The sequence below is a fragment of the Vibrio sp. S12_S33 genome, assembly GCF_963889785.1.
Classification (GTDB): domain Bacteria; phylum Pseudomonadota; class Gammaproteobacteria; order Enterobacterales; family Vibrionaceae; genus Vibrio; species Vibrio aestuarianus.
This window is the reverse complement of the sequence record NZ_CAWPQZ010000015.1, coordinates 64,590-82,318: the sequence shown is the minus strand read 5'-3', so window position 1 is coordinate 82,318 and position 17,729 is coordinate 64,590. Positions and strand designations below refer to the sequence as shown.

At 40.2% G+C, this 17,729-nt stretch carries 15 protein-coding genes and 4 pseudogenes; 10 read left to right on the top strand and 9 right to left on the bottom strand.

What is annotated here, in order from left to right:
* On the top strand, window positions 1-347 hold a 347-nt coding region (locus tag AACW06_RS09415; RefSeq protein WP_192074868.1), incomplete at its 5' end, for an ISAs1 family transposase.
* Here AACW06_RS09415 and AACW06_RS09410 read toward each other — a convergent pair.
* Window positions 342-1,586 carry a PTS galactitol transporter subunit IIC gene (locus AACW06_RS09410; RefSeq protein ID WP_192074867.1) on the bottom strand — a complete coding sequence of 415 codons (1,245 nt, stop codon included), beginning with the start codon at window positions 1,584-1,586 and terminating at the stop codon, window positions 342-344. The genes AACW06_RS09415 and AACW06_RS09410 overlap by 6 nt on opposite strands.
* Before the next feature lie 206 nt (window positions 1,587-1,792).
* Here AACW06_RS09410 and tnpA point away from each other — a divergent pair, with 206 nt between their 5' ends.
* Window positions 1,793-2,113 (top strand): IS66 family insertion sequence element accessory protein TnpA, encoded by a 321-nt coding sequence (gene tnpA / locus AACW06_RS09405; RefSeq protein WP_192074866.1) that lies wholly within the window; start codon window positions 1,793-1,795, stop codon window positions 2,111-2,113.
* Window positions 2,110-2,283 (top strand): IS66 family insertion sequence element accessory protein TnpB, encoded by a 174-nt coding sequence (gene tnpB / locus AACW06_RS09400; protein ID WP_192074865.1) that lies wholly within the window; start codon window positions 2,110-2,112, stop codon window positions 2,281-2,283. The genes tnpA and tnpB overlap by 4 nt, the downstream gene beginning before the upstream one ends.
* Window positions 2,284-2,314: 31 nt before the next feature.
* Here tnpB and AACW06_RS09395 read toward each other — a convergent pair.
* Window positions 2,315-3,235 (bottom strand): annotated as a pseudogene (locus AACW06_RS09395) (IS5 family transposase).
* Between the two features lie 393 nt (window positions 3,236-3,628).
* On the opposite strand from AACW06_RS09395, the gene AACW06_RS09390 reads away from it, so the two are divergent.
* Window positions 3,629-4,660: a trypsin-like serine protease gene (locus AACW06_RS09390; protein ID WP_192074864.1), complete on the top strand. Its 1,032-nt coding sequence runs from the start codon at window positions 3,629-3,631 to the stop codon at window positions 4,658-4,660.
* A gap of 347 nt (window positions 4,661-5,007) precedes the next feature.
* Here the strand turns inward: AACW06_RS09390 and AACW06_RS09385 are convergent, their stop codons facing one another.
* The 4 genes and pseudogenes from AACW06_RS09385 to AACW06_RS09370 form a co-directional block, all read right to left on the bottom strand.
* A complete protein-coding gene (locus AACW06_RS09385; RefSeq protein ID WP_192074863.1) occupies window positions 5,008-6,420 on the bottom strand; it encodes a leukocidin family pore-forming toxin in 1,413 nt (470 codons plus the stop codon).
* Between the two features lie 2 nt (window positions 6,421-6,422).
* Window positions 6,423-6,890 carry a hypothetical protein gene (locus tag AACW06_RS09380; protein ID WP_192074862.1) on the bottom strand — a complete coding sequence of 156 codons (468 nt, stop codon included), beginning with the start codon at window positions 6,888-6,890 and terminating at the stop codon, window positions 6,423-6,425.
* Window positions 6,891-6,981: 91 nt separating this feature from the next.
* Window positions 6,982-7,584, bottom strand: coding sequence for a hypothetical protein (locus AACW06_RS09375; RefSeq protein ID WP_192074861.1), 603 nt, complete (start codon window positions 7,582-7,584; stop codon window positions 6,982-6,984).
* Between the two features lie 656 nt (window positions 7,585-8,240).
* Window positions 8,241-8,453: pseudogene (locus AACW06_RS09370) on the bottom strand (IS3 family transposase); the annotation flags it as partial.
* A gap of 94 nt (window positions 8,454-8,547) precedes the next feature.
* Here AACW06_RS09370 and AACW06_RS20960 point away from each other — a divergent pair.
* Both AACW06_RS20960 and AACW06_RS20955 read left to right on the top strand, forming a co-directional pair.
* A complete protein-coding gene (locus tag AACW06_RS20960; protein ID WP_202884016.1) occupies window positions 8,548-8,751 on the top strand; it encodes a transposase in 204 nt (67 codons plus the stop codon).
* Window positions 8,752-8,823: 72 nt separating this feature from the next.
* Window positions 8,824-9,051, top strand: a pseudogene (locus AACW06_RS20955) (IS21 family transposase); the annotation flags it as partial.
* Window positions 9,052-9,324: 273 nt separating this feature from the next.
* Here AACW06_RS20955 and AACW06_RS09360 read toward each other — a convergent pair.
* Both AACW06_RS09360 and hrpA read right to left on the bottom strand, forming a co-directional pair.
* On the bottom strand, window positions 9,325-9,810 hold the full coding sequence (locus AACW06_RS09360; protein WP_192074860.1) for an outer membrane beta-barrel protein: 486 nt from the start codon (window positions 9,808-9,810) through the stop codon (window positions 9,325-9,327).
* Window positions 9,811-9,913: 103 nt separating this feature from the next.
* Window positions 9,914-13,849, bottom strand: a complete 3,936-nt coding sequence (gene hrpA, locus AACW06_RS09355) for an ATP-dependent RNA helicase HrpA (protein WP_192074859.1) — start codon at window positions 13,847-13,849, stop codon at window positions 9,914-9,916.
* A 183-nt stretch (window positions 13,850-14,032) separates the two neighbouring features.
* On the opposite strand from hrpA, the gene AACW06_RS09350 reads away from it, so the two are divergent.
* The gene (locus tag AACW06_RS09350; protein WP_192074858.1) at window positions 14,033-14,620 is read left to right on the top strand and encodes an FMN-dependent NADH-azoreductase; all 588 of its coding nucleotides are present in this window, start codon (window positions 14,033-14,035) and stop codon (window positions 14,618-14,620) included.
* 97 nt (window positions 14,621-14,717) lie between these two features.
* Here AACW06_RS09350 and AACW06_RS09345 read toward each other — a convergent pair.
* Window positions 14,718-15,107, bottom strand: a pseudogene (locus tag AACW06_RS09345) (MipA/OmpV family protein); the annotation flags it as partial.
* A 124-nt stretch (window positions 15,108-15,231) separates the two neighbouring features.
* Between AACW06_RS09345 and AACW06_RS09340 the strand changes: the two are divergent.
* The 3 genes from AACW06_RS09340 to AACW06_RS09330 all read left to right on the top strand — a co-directional run bounded on the left by AACW06_RS09340 (window position 15,232) and on the right by AACW06_RS09330 (window position 17,728).
* The gene (locus tag AACW06_RS09340; RefSeq protein WP_192074857.1) at window positions 15,232-15,603 is read left to right on the top strand and encodes a hypothetical protein; all 372 of its coding nucleotides are present in this window, start codon (window positions 15,232-15,234) and stop codon (window positions 15,601-15,603) included.
* Between the two features lie 125 nt (window positions 15,604-15,728).
* Window positions 15,729-16,181: a tellurite resistance TerB family protein gene (locus tag AACW06_RS09335; protein WP_192074856.1), complete on the top strand. Its 453-nt coding sequence runs from the start codon at window positions 15,729-15,731 to the stop codon at window positions 16,179-16,181.
* A 401-nt stretch (window positions 16,182-16,582) separates the two neighbouring features.
* Window positions 16,583-17,728 carry an ABC transporter substrate-binding protein gene (locus AACW06_RS09330; protein WP_192074855.1) on the top strand — a complete coding sequence of 382 codons (1,146 nt, stop codon included), beginning with the start codon at window positions 16,583-16,585 and terminating at the stop codon, window positions 17,726-17,728.
* Window position 17,729 lies beyond the last annotated feature (1 nt).

The window sequence follows — 17,729 nt, the reverse complement described above, 5'->3', positions numbered from 1 at the left end:
TAAGAAGCATCATAGCAGTGGAACGCCACCGAGTGATAAACGGTAAAGGTACTGTAGATACGTCTTACTACATAAGCTCCATGTCGCCGAATCACAAATTGCTTGGCCATTATATTCGCCAACACTGGCGAATTGAAAACAGTCAGCACTACGTGTTAGATATTGTTTTTAAAGAGGATAACTCTCGGATTACTTTAGATGGTGCCGTCGAGAACATAGCGCTGTTCAGACGCTTTGTAATGAATATGCTCAAGCAATGTGATTGTGGTGCGCCAAGCCAAAAAGTGAAGTTGAAAAAAGCGGGATGGAACGATGATTATCGGGCTAGAGTCTTCTTTGGGTTATAAATCCATCAAAGTATGCTCCCGCCCTGAGGTCGTCCAGAGCCCCCCCTCAGCTAGAGCTGTAATAGATGTATTACCTTGTAAATCGAAATTAGCCGCTGTGGCTGCTAATGTAACAAGTGGAGCAACCCATGAAGTGATATATAAGATAGTGATCATATATAAAGATCCAGCTATAACTGTGCGAATAATATTTCCGTTAAATACAGCAGCCATTAAGCAAACTAAAAACGGAATAGTTGCTAAATCACCAAATGGTAATGTTGTATTGCCAGGTAAAATTACAGAGAGGAAAATAGTAATAGGTACAAGCAATAGTGACGAAGACAGAACTGCTGGGTGTCCAACTGATAGCGCAGCATCCATACCTATGTACAATTCACGATTTGGAAAACGTTTTTTTACAAACTTATTCGCAGACTCTGAGATTGGTGTTAAACCTTCCATTAACAGAGCAACCATTCTGGGCATCAACATCATTACTGCAGCCATTTTGACAGCTAACTGCCCAAGTGCAGCAGTATCATAACCAGCCAGTAATCCAATACCTAAACCAATGAGAGCACCAATAACAGTTGACTGACCAAATATCCCAAATTTCTTCTGGATAGTCTCTGGATCGGCTTTCCAGTCTTTCAGATAAGGAATACGGTCGAAGATCCAGTTAAATGGCAAAGCAAATATGAAGCCTGGAGCTGCAGTACCATGAGGAAATGTGATGTTAGGAAAACCGTAGAATCGATTTACAACGCGACCAAGAATATCTCCGAACAAGAGAATCATCATGACATAAACACTAGTTGCAGCAATGCTTATAGCCATGTCATTTGTTAATGCATAAATCAGAGATGAAATAAACGCAGCATGCCAAATATTCCATAAGTCGACATTTAAAGTACGAGTTAATCCTAATACAATAAGAGCCATATTGATGGCTAGCGCAATAGGAATAGATAAACCACCTAATGCTGTCCCGTAGGAAATAGCAGCAGCAGCAGGCCAGCCAACATCAATTACAGAAAGACTTAGTCCCATGCGTTCAACCATTTGTTGAGCAGCAGGACCCAAGCTATCACCAAGTAATCCAATGACTAAGTTAAGGCCAACAAAACCAATACCAACCGTTAATGCTGACATAACAGCTTTACCTGGTTTTGTGCCAAGAATAAGACCAAATATAAAAATCAAAATCGGGAGTACGACTATCGAGCCTAATCCCATGAACCAGCTTAAAAATTCCATAAGCACCTCAATTTAAAATAAGTAATCGAGTTCTATAGAGCAAATAAGGTGCCACATTTTTTTTCATAAAAACAAACAATTAAAATAATGCACTGTAAATTTATTAGTGTATGAAGTGTTTGTTATGTAAGCGCATCATAAACACCGCATTCTAATCAACCTCAGCACGCTATACGATCAAATCTCCAACCATAAGGAGATCTGAAATGGCAAAACGACATACCGACCAAGAATGGAAAAGCTTGTTCGAGCAATACGAATCCAGTCACTTATCCCAGCGTGTCTTCTGTGAGCGTAACGGGTTAAGTCTGTCTACCTTTTATGCCAAACGCCAGCAGTTACAAACCATGAAATCAACCAATATCGGTGGTTTTGTTAAAGCAGAAGTTATCGAAAAAACGACTCGCTACCAATTAACTCAAACACCCGTCGCCAACATGATATTATTTATTCATGACGCTGAACTCAGCATTCCACAGGGTACACCCGCCTCGTATCTGGCAGAGTTAATCGGAGCACTGTCATGAAACGAATGTTGATCGCCCCGAATGTTTACCTGTATCGGGAGTTCGTGGATTTTAGAAAGTCTATCAATGGCCTGGCGGCGATTATCGAGTCCGAAACCGATTTGCCGCTCGGCACGGGCGCACTGTTCCTATTTACCAATAAACAACGGCTTTGTTGCTTAATTCGATGAGAAGACATGGTAGCCCCATGTTGTTCAGTTCTTAAACAACATACTGAGTTTCAGGCATACCTAGCCCTGTAAGCTTGTTCAGCGCTTTGATCATAGCGTAAGTCTCACCAACTTGAGCGTTGTAGTCCCTCAGGCTTAATTTCCCACCTAACAACTGTTTCACTCGGTACATTGCTGTCTCTGATAGCGAGCGCTTATGATAGCCATACCGCTTTTTCCACTTCTTGTTGGAGCCGTAGAGCTTTTGGCAACCTACCGCTAAGTTACGAGGATGCCCTTGTTCCCAGAAGGCTGCTCCCTCTCTTGGCGGGATGAGCGCAACAGCTTACTTTATCCGTATGGCATCATGGCAATTCCTTGTGTCATAAGCACCATCGTCTGATATCTCAATGATTTTACAACGTGTCTGCTTAAGCAAGTTGGGAAGTACTTCGGCATCGGTTATGTTAGATAATCTCAGCTCTGCTGCGACTATTTCGTGGGTGCTAGTATCTACTGCGATATGCAGCTTACGCCAAACCCTACGCTTCCCGTCAGTACCATGCTTCTTAACCTTCCATTCACCTTCGCCATAAACCTTGAGGCCAGTGGCACCACTGGCGAGGTGTTGTATCGCACCTCTGGTTTTGGTTTTAAATGAAATCTCAACTTCCTTGGCTCGACGGCTTATACAGGTGTAGTGCGGACAAACTAGCGGGATGTTAGCCAGCTTAAATACCGAATCTAGAAACCCTTGCAGTGCTCTCAACGGCATAGAGAAAATACGTTTCACCATCAGTGCAGTAGTAATGGCTAAGTCGCTGAATTGGCGAGGTCTGCCGCGCTTGCCTTGTTTGTTTTGCTTCCACTCTGCTATCGCTTCCTCATCAATCCAAAAGGTCAGAGAACCACGGTTTATTAAGGCTTTGTTGTACTGCGTCCAGTTAGTTGTTTTGTAACGAGGTTTAGGCATGAGGCTACGACGATTAATGGGTGTAGCCGATCAGATCGTAGCTTCTTGATTTAGTTCCATCGATTTAAGCAACAAAGCCATGTTGGAGTCACAACCAATAAAACAATCTATTAAAAAGTTTAAAATATATACAAAAAAAACAATTAATAATCGCCACTTGTGATCTTCACTCATTTTATTGTAATCAATATAATTCTTATTATTGTTTTTTACTTGATTTATATTAAAATTCAGAGCGCAAAACACCCTAAATAAATATTTACAAGAATATCAAGAACAAGGCGTTCATTTCTATAATATTTACGTAAATTATTCCACTAAATGGAATAAAAATAACCCAGTCATATCCATTATCTATGACTTTTCATTAACAACTTAATAAAAGAAATTATTATGAAAAAAAAACAAATTCTACCTTGTTTTATCCCAATTGCTGCTATTGCATCGATGTCTTCTTTTCAAGCTCACGCCGTCTATAATGGTATTGAAATCGCTCCTCAAGATGCGCCTTATATGGTTTATTTAGAGCGTCGAGGGATCGTATGTAGTGGCGCTCTCATTGCTCCAAACACAGTCCTAACCGCTCAACATTGTGCCTTCGATAATTTGAATGCTCACTTCTTTTATTCTAAAAATAAAAATGGCACGATTAATGGTGAAGTAAAAAAAGTGGTGAAATCTTATGCCATTGATCAACTTAACGACTATGATATTGCTATTTTAGAGCTTGAGAGTACACCAGAAGGCATCGAATTTCTTCCCATTGCATCAGACGATATCCCCCTAGGTGCGGAAGTCTACCCACTAGGATATTCTTCTGGTCAATTAAAAAAAATGCCGATACCGGCAAAAGTTGCGGCCAAAGAGAACTCTAAAGCTTATTATACTGAGGTGCATTTCTCAGGATGTCCTACCTCTCCTTATTATTCCAATATCTATTATAACCAACCAAGCATAGAACATGATGAAGCAAGGTGTCGTTATTTTGAGTGGGCATTCAAAAAAATACAATCCCAAAATTTAGCACACGCAACACCATACACGATTAGTGTTGAAAACCCTCCTTTACCGCCTTCTCATCCAGATTATGAATTAGATGAAAGTAGTGGCTACGTAACAAAATACAGTAGCACAAAAGGTGATAGCGGAGGCCCTCTCATTTTTGATGGTAAAATTTATGGTGTAGCAAGTTTTGTTGCAAATGCTTATTCCGCACCTTATAACGCAGCCACTTATTATGAAGGTTTAGGCCGTGAGGGAGCCTATGAATGGATTATGGAAACGGTGGCAGATATCCAGAGCCGAATAGAAGATAAAGATTCATCGCCAAAAGAACGATCAAAATCTAAGCCTATAATCTTCCCTGAAGATCTTGATGACGATGAACAACCTAAATATAGATCTATTGTCTTTCCAGATAACTAAGCCATAGGCTTTATCAATCGTAGAGAATCTATCATCTGTTCAATCACATGATGGTCAATTTAAAATATACAGATCGACATTGCTAGGTTCTCTATAACAGTATTTTTCTACGATGAGGCTTTGCTTAATGCTTATATAATTACCACTGAATGGCACTATTATTTTATAATAGTGCCAACTCCTATCGACATGGTGGCTTGGACATACATCACCATACAAAGCATCTAATTTAAGTACATATAACGTTCCAGTAGACCAAAAATAATGAGAGCGACTTAAGTGATAAACTTAGTGCTCTCTTAAACTAGTCTTTGTGGCTATTTATAAATAGTAACCACAAGCTGACGCTACAAATTTAAATTGATTTGTTGCTCTAGCCACCCTCTTTTAGCATGCTGGCCGTCACTAATATTAATCACTTGGCCAATAGCGTCAGGATCAAGTGCCCACACATTCTCTCTATCTGGTAAGAAACTGATTAATTGATCTTTTTTCCACTGCCATTTTTGGGCGAGACTAGAGCTACATGGTTCCGTAATGACCTGTTTGTCATTATTAATAGATAAGCATGTATTAGGGTTTTGCCTATTAACATATCGCTGTTCTTTATCATATCCCCACACTTGTGTTAATTCGTTATCGCATTCACTTCCGAATACATGATTACTTGTTTCATCGGCCGTTAAACACTGATTCGCGTGAGCGAGAGATTGAAGTATTACGTGCTTTTCTGGCAGAAATATAGGGTGGCTCCAGTCAACAATAAAGGTGGAACTGATGTTATGTGACCCTTGTCTTTCTTCATGCGTAACATGAAAGGCAGCGAATACACCGTACTGTACTCTTCCAGTGTAAATGGAGTAATCCACACCAGCTCCGATCTCAAAATGGGTTTGTCCTTGCTCATTAACAGGAGCTTCATAAATAACATCATAGTTTGGTTTAAAGTTGGCGAATGCAATCGGATTGAATTTATTCTTATCAAAAACCCAAGCAGTTGACCAAATAGGACCACTGAAGTAACAACCAGTCGATGCCTCTCTACGCGTTAGCGCATCACAGATACCAAAGGTTCGTTGGAAAGAAAGAGAAAAATCATGTAGTGAAGAACGGTTGACAATTTCATATTCTTGAGTGTCGAATACTAGCGTTTTTGATTGCTGATAGCCAAAAGATGTTCCAAAGTCGACTCCTCCTTTAGGCCCATCTTTACTAAACTCCAGGCTTTTCTTAGCATCCACACCGATAGTAAAACCACAGGTTTCTCGATGTTGAAAGCTCCTGTTTTTATTGTCTGGATAGTTTTTTACGATTTTAGGCATATAACCACTACTTGGCTTTACCCAAACATTATAACTTGTTGCAAAGGGGCCAATAACCTCATTCCTATCAGTCCATGTTCGGAAATTAGCGTATTCTTGCTTCAAGTCATCAACTAGATGAATTCCTGCCCCATGACCTTTGTTATCGACAGTAAAGCGCGCAAATTTAGCGTCAGGGGTGAATCCACCTTGTTTTGTTGATGAGCGAATCGAACGCATCAGGGACATATTAACTCGCACATCAATAGATGCATCAGCGTCACACCAATCACGTGTTTTATTGGACCATCGATCATATTCATCCCCAGTAAATAACTCACACGTAATATTTTGACTGGTGATGTACAATGGAATTTCTACTATCGGAAGAAAATCTTCTGAGAAGGCTGAGACAGACATCAATCCTAGAAATGGAGTAGCGCATTTAATTAAATTCATTATTACTTATCTCCATTAAAACGGTCCAAAACGTGAATCAATGAAGAAGTAAGACTTTCTAACATTACGTCTTCATTGTGAATATCGTTGCCGTTGATATCTGTAATGTTTGCATTTACCACGTTAATGGCTTGTTCACCTTTAATTTCACCAAAAACAACAACTGGAGTATCAACACCTAATCCGATAATTTTTGAGCTAAAGTTTATACGCTCTGATTCTGAATGCACTTCGGTCATATCAATCACAGTCGTGTGCTTTTCTTTAATTAACTTCCTAGATTGCTTTGCCTCTATTAAAGACATACTGGCAAGATTAATGTAGTAAACATCACCATTATTGATTTCATCATCATTTTTTTTTGATTGTTCTTTGATAAGGGATTCATAAAGAGGAGTGGGCTCTCCAATCAATCTAACTCCCGCTTGCGATGACATACTAATAAGTAGAAGTAGCATTATTTTTTTCATATTTTTTCTCCATGCTTGTAGGGCACCACATTGAACAGCTTTTGTTCAATGTGGAAATGATTTCCCTATGTATAGTATTTGTTTGGTTTATTTAGAAATAGAATTTTAAGCCAGAAATACCTGACCACTGTTCTGATTCTCGATAAGTTTTATAGCTGGCACCGAGCTCTAGAGCGAAGTGATCTGTAAAATTGATTTCACTCGTCAAAGAGAATTTATTCATCGGATCTTTATCAACATGAGAGTATCTATAACTAGGAGTCAATGTTAAGAAGCTGATAGGAATAAACTTAACTCCAATATGGGCAGAGGGACTATACTCATTAAATTTCCCGCTCCCACGTTCAACATCAATGCGGTTTATACCAAAAGACAAAAATGGTAAAGCACCATTTGCATAACCGTAAATACCAAGTCCTGCATAATGATCTCGATATTGAGTTTTGCCAGTACTCATTCCTGTAAATTCGGCTTCAAAAAAGATGTTGCTATTGAATGTTGTACTTAACGACGCATATCCACCAGCAAGGCCTTGTCGACCTTTTTCAACATATGATGGACCTAAATATTGTTCTAGGCCATTATTTTCCCCTAATTGAAATCCAAAACTAAGATTATTGAAATAATCAATTTCAGCACTAGCTAAATTAGGCATCACCAAAATAAGACCTATAAGTATGTTAGTTTTTTTCATTATTTTTCCTCCTGTGTTTTAAGTCTGGGAAAAATAATCGTTATTGATGAAATATTCAAATACTATTTTTTTAATATTTTTACACAATTATTAATATTTATTAATAATTTGTCTTTATTTTTCATATTAATGATTTGTTTTATATAGGTTTAATTTCATCTTGATTATTTATTGAACTTTTTATAAATTTCGTCATTTTTAATGAAATTAGTGCGAGGTTGAATGATAATCTCCAAAAGAAAATATAGAAACAGCTTTACGGAACAATAACCTCTAACCCTACTTCCAACCAATTATGTCTCTCGACACTGAGAAAGTGGTCAGATGTGAAGTATTAGCAAGGTGGGTTATCATTCGCGTGTTATCGCTCTAAATCAGTTTTTAAATAAAGTTCAGTCATTTGGCTTTCTATAAGAAATGACAAGTAAAATAGTTAATAAAGCAATTAATTATTGTTTATTTTGGACACGTTCTCATGTTTTAACATGATATCGGTATTTCTATTAATTACCACTACAAACAACTTATAAATATTGCTCATGCTGAGCAGTTAATAGTTTTACTGAATGAGCTTGGTCTCTCTACCTCGTTAGTTGAAATAGAGATTACTGAGACACAAGTTATCGAAAACTATACGAAGCTTACTTCTGTAGTGGTCAACTAAAATTGGCCACGGTTTTAGAGTTTTCCCAGTACAAGCGTTCAGATTCATTGGGCGTTCCCACCGTTATACTGATGTAACCTGAGCTGGCTGTAATATCCAATAATGTATCGGATGATCTCTTGTGAGCCTCTGCAAAAGTACGATAACCTGCCGTTGGAACCCATTCTGTTTTCAAGCTTCTAAAGAAGCGCTCCATCGCCGCATTGACGCTCCTATGTCAAGACAGACTCGCTAGATCTTTCAGTATTAGCGGGAATAGCTCTCTCGCTGTCACCACCAATACAAAAATTGGCGTTTCTATGCTGCGCAGTTATCTTGCTAAATTCAAACAAAGCACGCCTGAGCCTGTCATACGACTTGAAACACAACCAGGACAACAGATGCAAATCAACTTCACCATCATTCGCAGAGGAAAGCAGTCGTTGAAAGCGTTTGTTGCAACACTGGGCTATTCTCGATCTTGCTACGTTAAGTTTTTTGATCACGAGCGTGCAGAAGCCTGACAGCAGAGTTTGAAAGAAGCGTTTGATTATTTTGGCGGAGTCTCGCAGCAAGTATTGTGCGATAACGCTAAAGCGTTGATCATTGAACGTGATGCTTATGTTGATGGTCAGCACCGATATCATCCTGCAATGCTTGAAATGTCCAAAGATTATGGCTTTAAATTGTCAGCATGTCGCCCTTATCAAGCACAGACCAAGGGAAAAGTAGAACGGTTTAACCATTACCTTAAAAACAGTTTTATTATCCCATTAATGGCGGAATTAAAGGCTCAAGATCTCGAGTTTGATAGCGAATTGGCAATGCTAAGGTAGCAATTGGTCGTACACCAATGGATACATTGCGCTGGTACATGATAAAGGTGAAAACTTAGAGAGCGATTTTTTTGAAAACCTTGACTAAATAAGTTTAAGAGTTCATTAAATCCCTTGAGATTATTGATAAAGCGCCAAATATAGAAAAAGCTGCCACCATTTTCCCAAAGCTCGCTTATTCACTTAGTTTAGAAAAGCAAAAACGCCAGTCGTTGAGTACTGGCGTTTTGACTATCACCTAATAGCTTAGGTTAATGGCACTTAAAGGAAATTGAACGATACTGTGAAAGACAAAGTGCCTACGTCTCTTTTATCCATTATATAGTTGATGTAGTTAGCACCAAGAGAGATTGGGCCAAATGCTGCGTAGTCCGCACCCACACCGTACATAAAATCAAAGCCATCATCATCAGAGAAAGCCGCACGACTGTCAGTAAGATCCCAAGAGTGAATACCACCTTTTGCGTAAACCTGCAGAGGACCAAAGTTAATGCTTGGTTTAACCGCAAAATAAACTGAAGATGCTTTCAGGTCACCGCCCGTATATTCAAATTTACCGTGATCAGTGTAGCCGCCTTCAATACCAATGAAAGGTAAAATACCAGTCCCTACATGAATGTTATATGAGGTTGAAGTTTCGCTGTCTAAATCCGATTGGCCAACAGAAGCACCACCGTAGATCCAAGAATCAGCAAAAGCCGTTGAAGATGCCCCAATCAGAGCAAGAGCTAGTAAAGTCTTTTTCATAATTAACCTTTTCATATTGTTTGGCAACGGAGTCAAACCGGCACTCCATTGCCACATAGCGTCAAATTACAGTAGATACATTTATCCAATGCAAATTTTATACCTAACAGGCATCAATCGCGTTCTTAATTCGCTTATCAGAAACTGGATAAGGTGTTCCGAGTTGTTGAGCAAACAAACTAACGCGTAATTCTTCTATCATCCAACGGATCTCTTTAACGTTTTCTTGTACTGCTATGCCACGTGGGATCTTGTTGAGTAGTTCTTTGTAATCATTGAGCACTGACTCAATTTTCAGCATGTGCAGACGATCTTTATTCGGATCAACTGGCAATTTTTCCATCCGTCGCTCTACAGCACGTAAATATCGCAAAATATCAGGCAAACGTTTCCAACCACATTCAGTGGCAAATCCTTTGAAAAGAAGCCCTTCGATTTGTGCTTTTATGTCAGACAAAGCAAACGCCATTGTAAAATCGATTTTGCCTTTTAACTTTTTGTTAATGTTGAAGGCCGTTGTCAGAATCGTTTCAACTTGTTGAGCAATATTCACTACAGTATCGCCCAATTCCGCACGCACATACTCTTTTAGCGCTTCAAATTCCTCGGGTTGCCAGACTAAACCGCCCCGCTCTTCTAATAATTTATCAATACCACATGCAATGCAGTCATCAATCAAATCTAAAACTTTACCATAAGGATTAAAATATAGGCCCAGTTTAGATTTATTGGGCAAATTCGCATGTAAATATTTAATCGGTGATGGGACGTTAAGCAAGATCAAACGTCTTTGTCCTGCTTTCATGGCACTGATTTGCTCTTGTTCCGTTTCAAAGAGCTTAATTTCCACACTATCTTTTGCATCAACTAAGGCTGGGTAAGCTTTGACTTCAAACCCACCTCGTTTTTGTTGATACACTTTTGGCAACTCACCGAAGCTCCAAGTATGCAAACCTTGCTGTTCAATATCATCATCGGCAACTTGAGAAAGTGTCTCTTGAACCTTTTCTTTCAAACTTTCTTTCAATTCGTGTAAGTCTTTATGTTCTTTGAGCTTACGGTTTCGATGATCGACAGCTCGGAAAGTGACCTTCAAATGATCAGGCACTTGGTCTAAATTCCAATCTTCACGCTTGACTTCGACACCAGTCATGCGGCGTAGCTCTTTTTCCATTGCGTCTAACAACGGCAATTCCATAGGGGTTACACGGGCTAAAAAGGCATCGGCATAATTAGGCGCAGGCACAAAGTTTTTACGAACCGTTTTGGGTAGCGATTTGATCAAACTCACCACCAGCTCATGGCGCAAACCCGGGATCTGCCAATCAAACCCTGCCGGTTCAATTTGGTTTAATATTGGTAATGGCAAGTAAATGGTGACACCGTCACTGTCAATGCCTGGTTCAAACTGATAACTTATTTTTAGCTTTATCCCATTCTGATGCCAAAAGTTTGGATAATCTAAATCTGTAACATGGCTGGCATCACCTTTGAATAGCATCTCTTTTTCAAAGTTGAGCAGCTCCGGAGTCTCTTTACTCGCCTTTTTCCACCATGCATCAAAATGACGGCCAGAGACGACATCAGTTCCAACACGTTGATCGTAAAATTCAAACAGTTCTTCGTCATCGACCAAAATATCGCGGCGACGTGACTTGTGTTCTAGCTCTTCTACTTCAAGCAGCAACTTGCGATTTTGCTTGAAGAATGCGTGTTTTGTTTCCCAATCACCTTCGACCAACGCACTGCGAATAAATATTTCACGGCATAGAGGTTCATCTATCGAGCTGTAATTGACTAAACGCTTCGGAACAATCGGTACACCGTAGAGCATCACTTTTTCGTAAGCCATGACAGCAGCTTGCTTTTTCGACCAATGCGGTTCGCTGTAAGTACGTTTAATCAAGTGCTTGGCTAGGGGCTCAATCCATTCTGGCTGGATTTTAGCAGCGATACGCCCCCATAGCTTGGAGGTTTCTACTAGCTCAGCCACCATGATCCACTTGGGTTGTTTTTTAAATAAACCCGATGCAGGAAAGATATTAAAACGTGCGTTACGTGCACCTTGATATTCGTGTTTTTCTTGATCTTTAATACCGATATGAGACAGCAAACCAACCAAAATCGCACTATGAACACATTGGTAATTAGCCGGTTCAGCGTTGAGTTTATAATCCATTTCGCGCATTGACTGATGGATTTGGAAATAGACATCTTGCCATTCACGTACACGTAAATAGTTTAGGTAGTCTTGTTTACACTGTTTGCGAAATTGATTCCCAGTGAGCGATTTCTGCTGTTTTTGAATGTAATCCCACAAGTTAACTAAGGTGAGAAAATCGGACTCTTCATGAAAGAAGCGGCGATGTTTATCATCAGAAGATTGCTGCTTATCGGATGGCCTTTCCCGCGGATCTTGAATCGACAGTGCAGAGGCAATCACCATTAGCTCTTTTACACAACCAAAACGCGTCGACTCCAGAACCATACGAGCCAAACGCGGGTCGATAGGTAAACGCGCCAATTTTCGCCCCATATCGGTTAAGCGTTTTTTAGCATCTTGATCTTTTTTCTTTGAATCAGGAACAATGGCCCCTAATTCTTCCAGTAGTCGCACACCATCTAAAATATTTCGCTTATCTGGTGCTTCAACAAAGGGAAACGCTTCAATATCCCCAAGTCCTAGTGCTGTCATTTGCAAAATAACAGACGCTAAGTTAGTGCGAAGAATTTCTGGATCGGTAAATTCTGGACGAGACAGGAAATCCTCTTCCGAGTACAAACGAATACAAATACCTTCTTCGACACGTCCACAACGCCCCTTACGCTGATTTGCACTCGCTTGTGAAATCGGCTCGATAGGTAAACGTTGCACTTTAGTGCGATAACTGTATCGACTAATACGTGCAGTACCTGGGTCAATCACATACTTGATACCCGGCACGGTCAAGGACGTTTCTGCTACGTTCGTGGCGAGTACAATGCGTCGACCTGTATGAGGTTGGAAAATTTTATTTTGCTCGCCAGCTGACAAACGGGCGTAAAGCGGCACGATCTCGGTATCACGTAAGTTACGCTTACCTAAGGCTTCAGCGGTATCACGAATCTCACGCTCACCATTCATGAAGATCAGTATATCGCCAAGACCTTCTACGCAAAGTTCATCTACCGCTTCAAAAATACCTTCGAGTTGATCGCGATCGGCATCATCCTCACCAAATAGAGGTCGGTAGCGCGTATCAACAGGGTAAGTGCGCCCAGAAACTTCGATAATCGGCGCGCCACTAAAGTGGTTTGAAAAACGTTGTGGATCAATCGTCGCAGAAGTGATCACCACTTTTAGGTCTGGTCGACGTGGCAACAACTCTTTGAGATAACCCAAAATAAAATCGATATTGAGGCTACGTTCATGCGCTTCATCGATAATGATGGTGTCATATTGATTCAAAAAGCGGTCGTGTTGAATCTCAGCCAGTAAGATACCGTCTGTCATCAACTTGATCTGAGTGTTGTCGGAGATTTGATCGTTAAAACGAACTTTATAGCCGACAAAATCGCCTAACTCGGTTTCCATCTCTTCAGCAATACGATTCGCAACAGAACGAGCCGCAAGACGACGTGGCTGTGTATGACCAATCAAACCATATTTACCACGCCCAAGTTCAGCGCATATCTTAGGTAACTGCGTCGTTTTCCCCGACCCAGTTTCACCAGCAACAATGACTACCTGGTTTTCAGCGATCGCCTGCGCGATATCATCACGCTTTTGACTCACTGGAAGCAAATCTGGATAGTCAATTTTCACTCGATGTTGAACGCGCTGCTGAGCAACCATCATTGATTGAGCGATATCTAAAGCGATTTCATCAAAGACGGCGTTTCTGGCTTTTTCATTTTTGATTTTACTTGCACCAGTAATACGTTTGCTAAAACGAAACCTATCTCGCATCATGCATTCGCTTAATGCATTGCGTAGTGACGCCGCACTATTGGTTTTGACGGCGGTCTGTTTTTCTTGATTTGGCTGTGACGAGGTCAAAGCGTTTCCTATTCTTTTCATTACATAAAACTGCGCGGATTGTACCATAATCCTTGCCAGTGCGATGATATTATCCTTATTCAATTTTTTAGAATGACTTGACCAATTCAGACAACTTATCTAACAATTCAAATCGACTACGATGTATTCATCCAGTTATTGATACCTTATAGGAAATACATTATGTCTCGCGTTCTTGCTCTTAAATCTAGCATTCTTGGTGATCACTCTCAGTCAAGCAAACTGCTTGACACCTATTTAGCGAAATTTGAGCCACAACAAGTTACACTTCGTGATTTAGCAGCAAATCCTCTCCCTGTATTGGATTTCGCTGTAGTAACTGCACTACGTTCAACAGAAGATCGGTCTGATGAACAGCAAAGAATCGTATCCATATCTAACCAACTGATTGATGAACTTAAAGCTACGGATACGTTAGTGATTGCTGCACCTATGTATAACTTCACGATTCCAACACAACTAAAAAACTGGTTCGATTTAATTGCTCGCGCGGGTGTCACATTCCGATACACTGAGTCAGGCGTTCAAGGCTTAATTCAAGGTAAAAAAGCAATTGTGATCACCTCTCGTGGTGGTATCCATAAAGATTCAGCCACAGACAATGTGACCCCATACTTGAAGACTATCCTTGGCTTTATCGGTATTACAGATGTTGAATTTGTCTTCGCTGAGGGTATGAACATGGGAGAAGAGAATGCAGCGAATGGCATTAAAAGTGCTACATCGCAACTGGAAGCAATTACTCTGTAATGATTTTATAGAGCGCTATGCATTGCTATAATCTGGATTTGGTTAAACAAGGTTGGTTTAAAAAAGATGGCCTCCAATTGGTGGCCGTCTTTTATCATTAGAAATCAACCTGTATATAAATGGTGTTGTAGTTACTGCCACCTTTTATGCGCCCAAATTGAGAAGATTTCTCAAAAATCGCCGAACGGTGATGTAAGGAATAGCCAAACCAGACATGCTTGAAGTCACTACTGTCGAATAAATCCCCCATATTCACATCAAAAGAAAAATCGAGATAGTTGAGCAAGTGACTCTGCGTATATCCTTTCTTTTCCATCTCTGACTGCTCAATATAGGTGATGTTGTCGATATAAGACATACCTTCTACAAAACCAAATCGCCACTGAGTTGGCCAATTAAATGTATAGTAAGCCTTTGATCGCTGCAATAAATTCAGAACTTGTGATGACCAGTGATGAGCGACACCTAGAGTAAAATACATTCTGATCACTACTTTTCTCACGAAATCCTGCATTAATGACTTAAATATTAAGCAATCAACTCAGGATCCCTTATGTTTATATTAAGATGGCCGTTACAATAGCGGCTATGATCTCTTAAATGACTAAATTGTGAAAGTATCTGAACTAAGAAAAATTTTAGACTCTCTACCTGAAAACGTAGACCCAGAATTGGTGATGGGCGAAGTATGGCTGCCCGAACGGTTAATCGATACTCAGTTGGATAACAACTTGTTATTTTTAGAGTTCGACAACGCCCCCGAAGAGGGAGAAGGAGAAAATGAGGCTAGAGGTTTTGTTGAGCATGAAATTACAATGATCCGTCAACGTTTTGAGCAAATCCTCGCCGAAAAAGCGGATAACAAGTCAAAAGCCGATGCCATGTTAGCGCTTTTTCTTATGGGCCATGAGTATTCCAGTTCAGAAGTTATCGAAATACTTGAAGCCCCAAGTGTCCCGCCAGATCCCAATGACGGGTATTGACCAATACAATACTTCAAAGCAAAAACGTTTTGGTTTCTTACTTGTATTACTACTTTAACCTTGCATTATTGTTTCAACGCCATTATTTAATGTTGTAAAGAAAAGATTTAACCAAGGGCTCTACTATGTTCAATGCCATAACATCGCTTTTTAAACAACTTCTAGATGGACAAGATTTAGGAAAAAGAACGACTACAAATCCTAACCTTGCCATCACTTGCTTACTGAAAGAAGTCGCTGGCGCTGATCACCAAATCGATCCAAAAGAAAGTGAAGCGGCTTTCAAGCTTACCAAGCGGCTATTAAATTTAGATGATGAGCAAACAACCGCTCTACTCCAACAGGCTAAAGAAACCGTTAAACAATCCGCTTCCCTTTATGACTTCACCTCGCAGCTGCGTGAACTCACCCAAGAAACTCGCTATGAGTTAATAAAAGCCATGTGGGATGTTGCTAATGCTGACGGTGAAATTGATCCGTTAGAAGATGCAGTAATCCGCAAAACCGCAGAGCTACTGTATGTTGACCATAGTGAATTTATTCGCGCAAAATTATCGATACGGACAGCCAATAACTAAATAGATCAATATGCATAGAAGTCGTATATTGCAACTTCTGTGCATAAATAGTTCATGATGTTAATGGCGTGAAAATGAATTCCCCTACCTCAGCATTAAAACCACTGCTCCCTATCTTCTTACAATTATTGCCATTACCAAATCACGACAAAATGTAATGCGTTCAACTTTATACTCGACAATTTTTTAGCGGTTAAAAAACTACTCAGAAAAATCACGCTCTTAAGAAAGTTTTCTCGGCATAATCCGGTCTGTACGAAAAGAACAAATATTTTGTGTCACAATAATAGTAATTAATTGAAACTATTATCAAAAAAACTCGATAATGGACGTGAGTTAAAGACTATACTTTTACTATGTTTAGCACCTTAACTTATTGATAATGATAGATGGATGACTTTATGAACAAGCTACTCAGCACAATAGGAATTACCGTATTAGCTTTTAGCGTCACGGCGCATGCCGAAGAATGGAAACAAATTGAACAGCAAGCAAAGGGACAGACCGTTTATTTTCATGCTTGGGGTGGCAGTCAAGAAATCAATCGTTATTTACAATGGGTTGATAAAGAACTTCAACAACAATATGGGGTAACACTCAAGCACGTCAAAGTGACTGATATCGCCGAAACGACAACACGACTGATTGCTGAAAAAGCAGCAAAGAAAGATAACGATGGCAGTGTCGACATGGTTTGGATTAACGGTGAAAACTTCAAATCCATGAAGGATAACAACCTATTATTTGGTCCTTTCGTACAAGATCTCCCTAACTGGAAATATGTTGATAAAACACTGCCTATAGACAACGATTTTTCTGAGCCAACAGAAGGGCTAGAAGCTCCTTGGGGTGTAGGACAACTGGTGTTTATTCATAACTCAGCCACGCTTAATAATCCTCCGCATTCTTTTGCCGAAATGCTTAGTTACGCCCAAGCGTTCCCTAATCGCTTAAGCTACCCTCGCCCACCAGAATTTCACGGTACTAGCTTTTTAAAATCGCTGCTTATTGAACTGACAGATAATGACGCGGCATTAGCCAAACCAGTTACACAAAGTGACTTTGACGTTATCACTCAACCACTGTGGAATTACCTTGACCAATTCCATAAAGTCGCGTGGCGTGGCGGTCAGCAATTTCCAGCTGGTACTTCTGAAACCGTTCAATTACTGGATGACGGCCAACTTGACCTTGCGATTACTTTCAATCCAAATGCGGTTTTCTCAGCTCAAGCCAATGGCACATTAGCGGATACAACCAAAGTCTATGCGATGGAGTATGGTGCACTTTCCAACATTCACTTCTTAGCCATACCTTGGAATGCGACAGCTAATGCAGGCGCACAAGTGGCGATTAACTTTCTGCTAAGCCCTGAAGCACAATCTCGTAAAGGAGATCTCAAGGTATGGGGCGACCCGTCGGTATTAAGTAGCCAGTATTTAACCGGCAGTGCGAAAAACACCAAACAGTTCAAGTCCGTGGGAGAGCCACATCCTAGTTGGCAATCAGCGCTAGAAAAAGAGTGGCTTAAACGCTACGGAAGCTAAA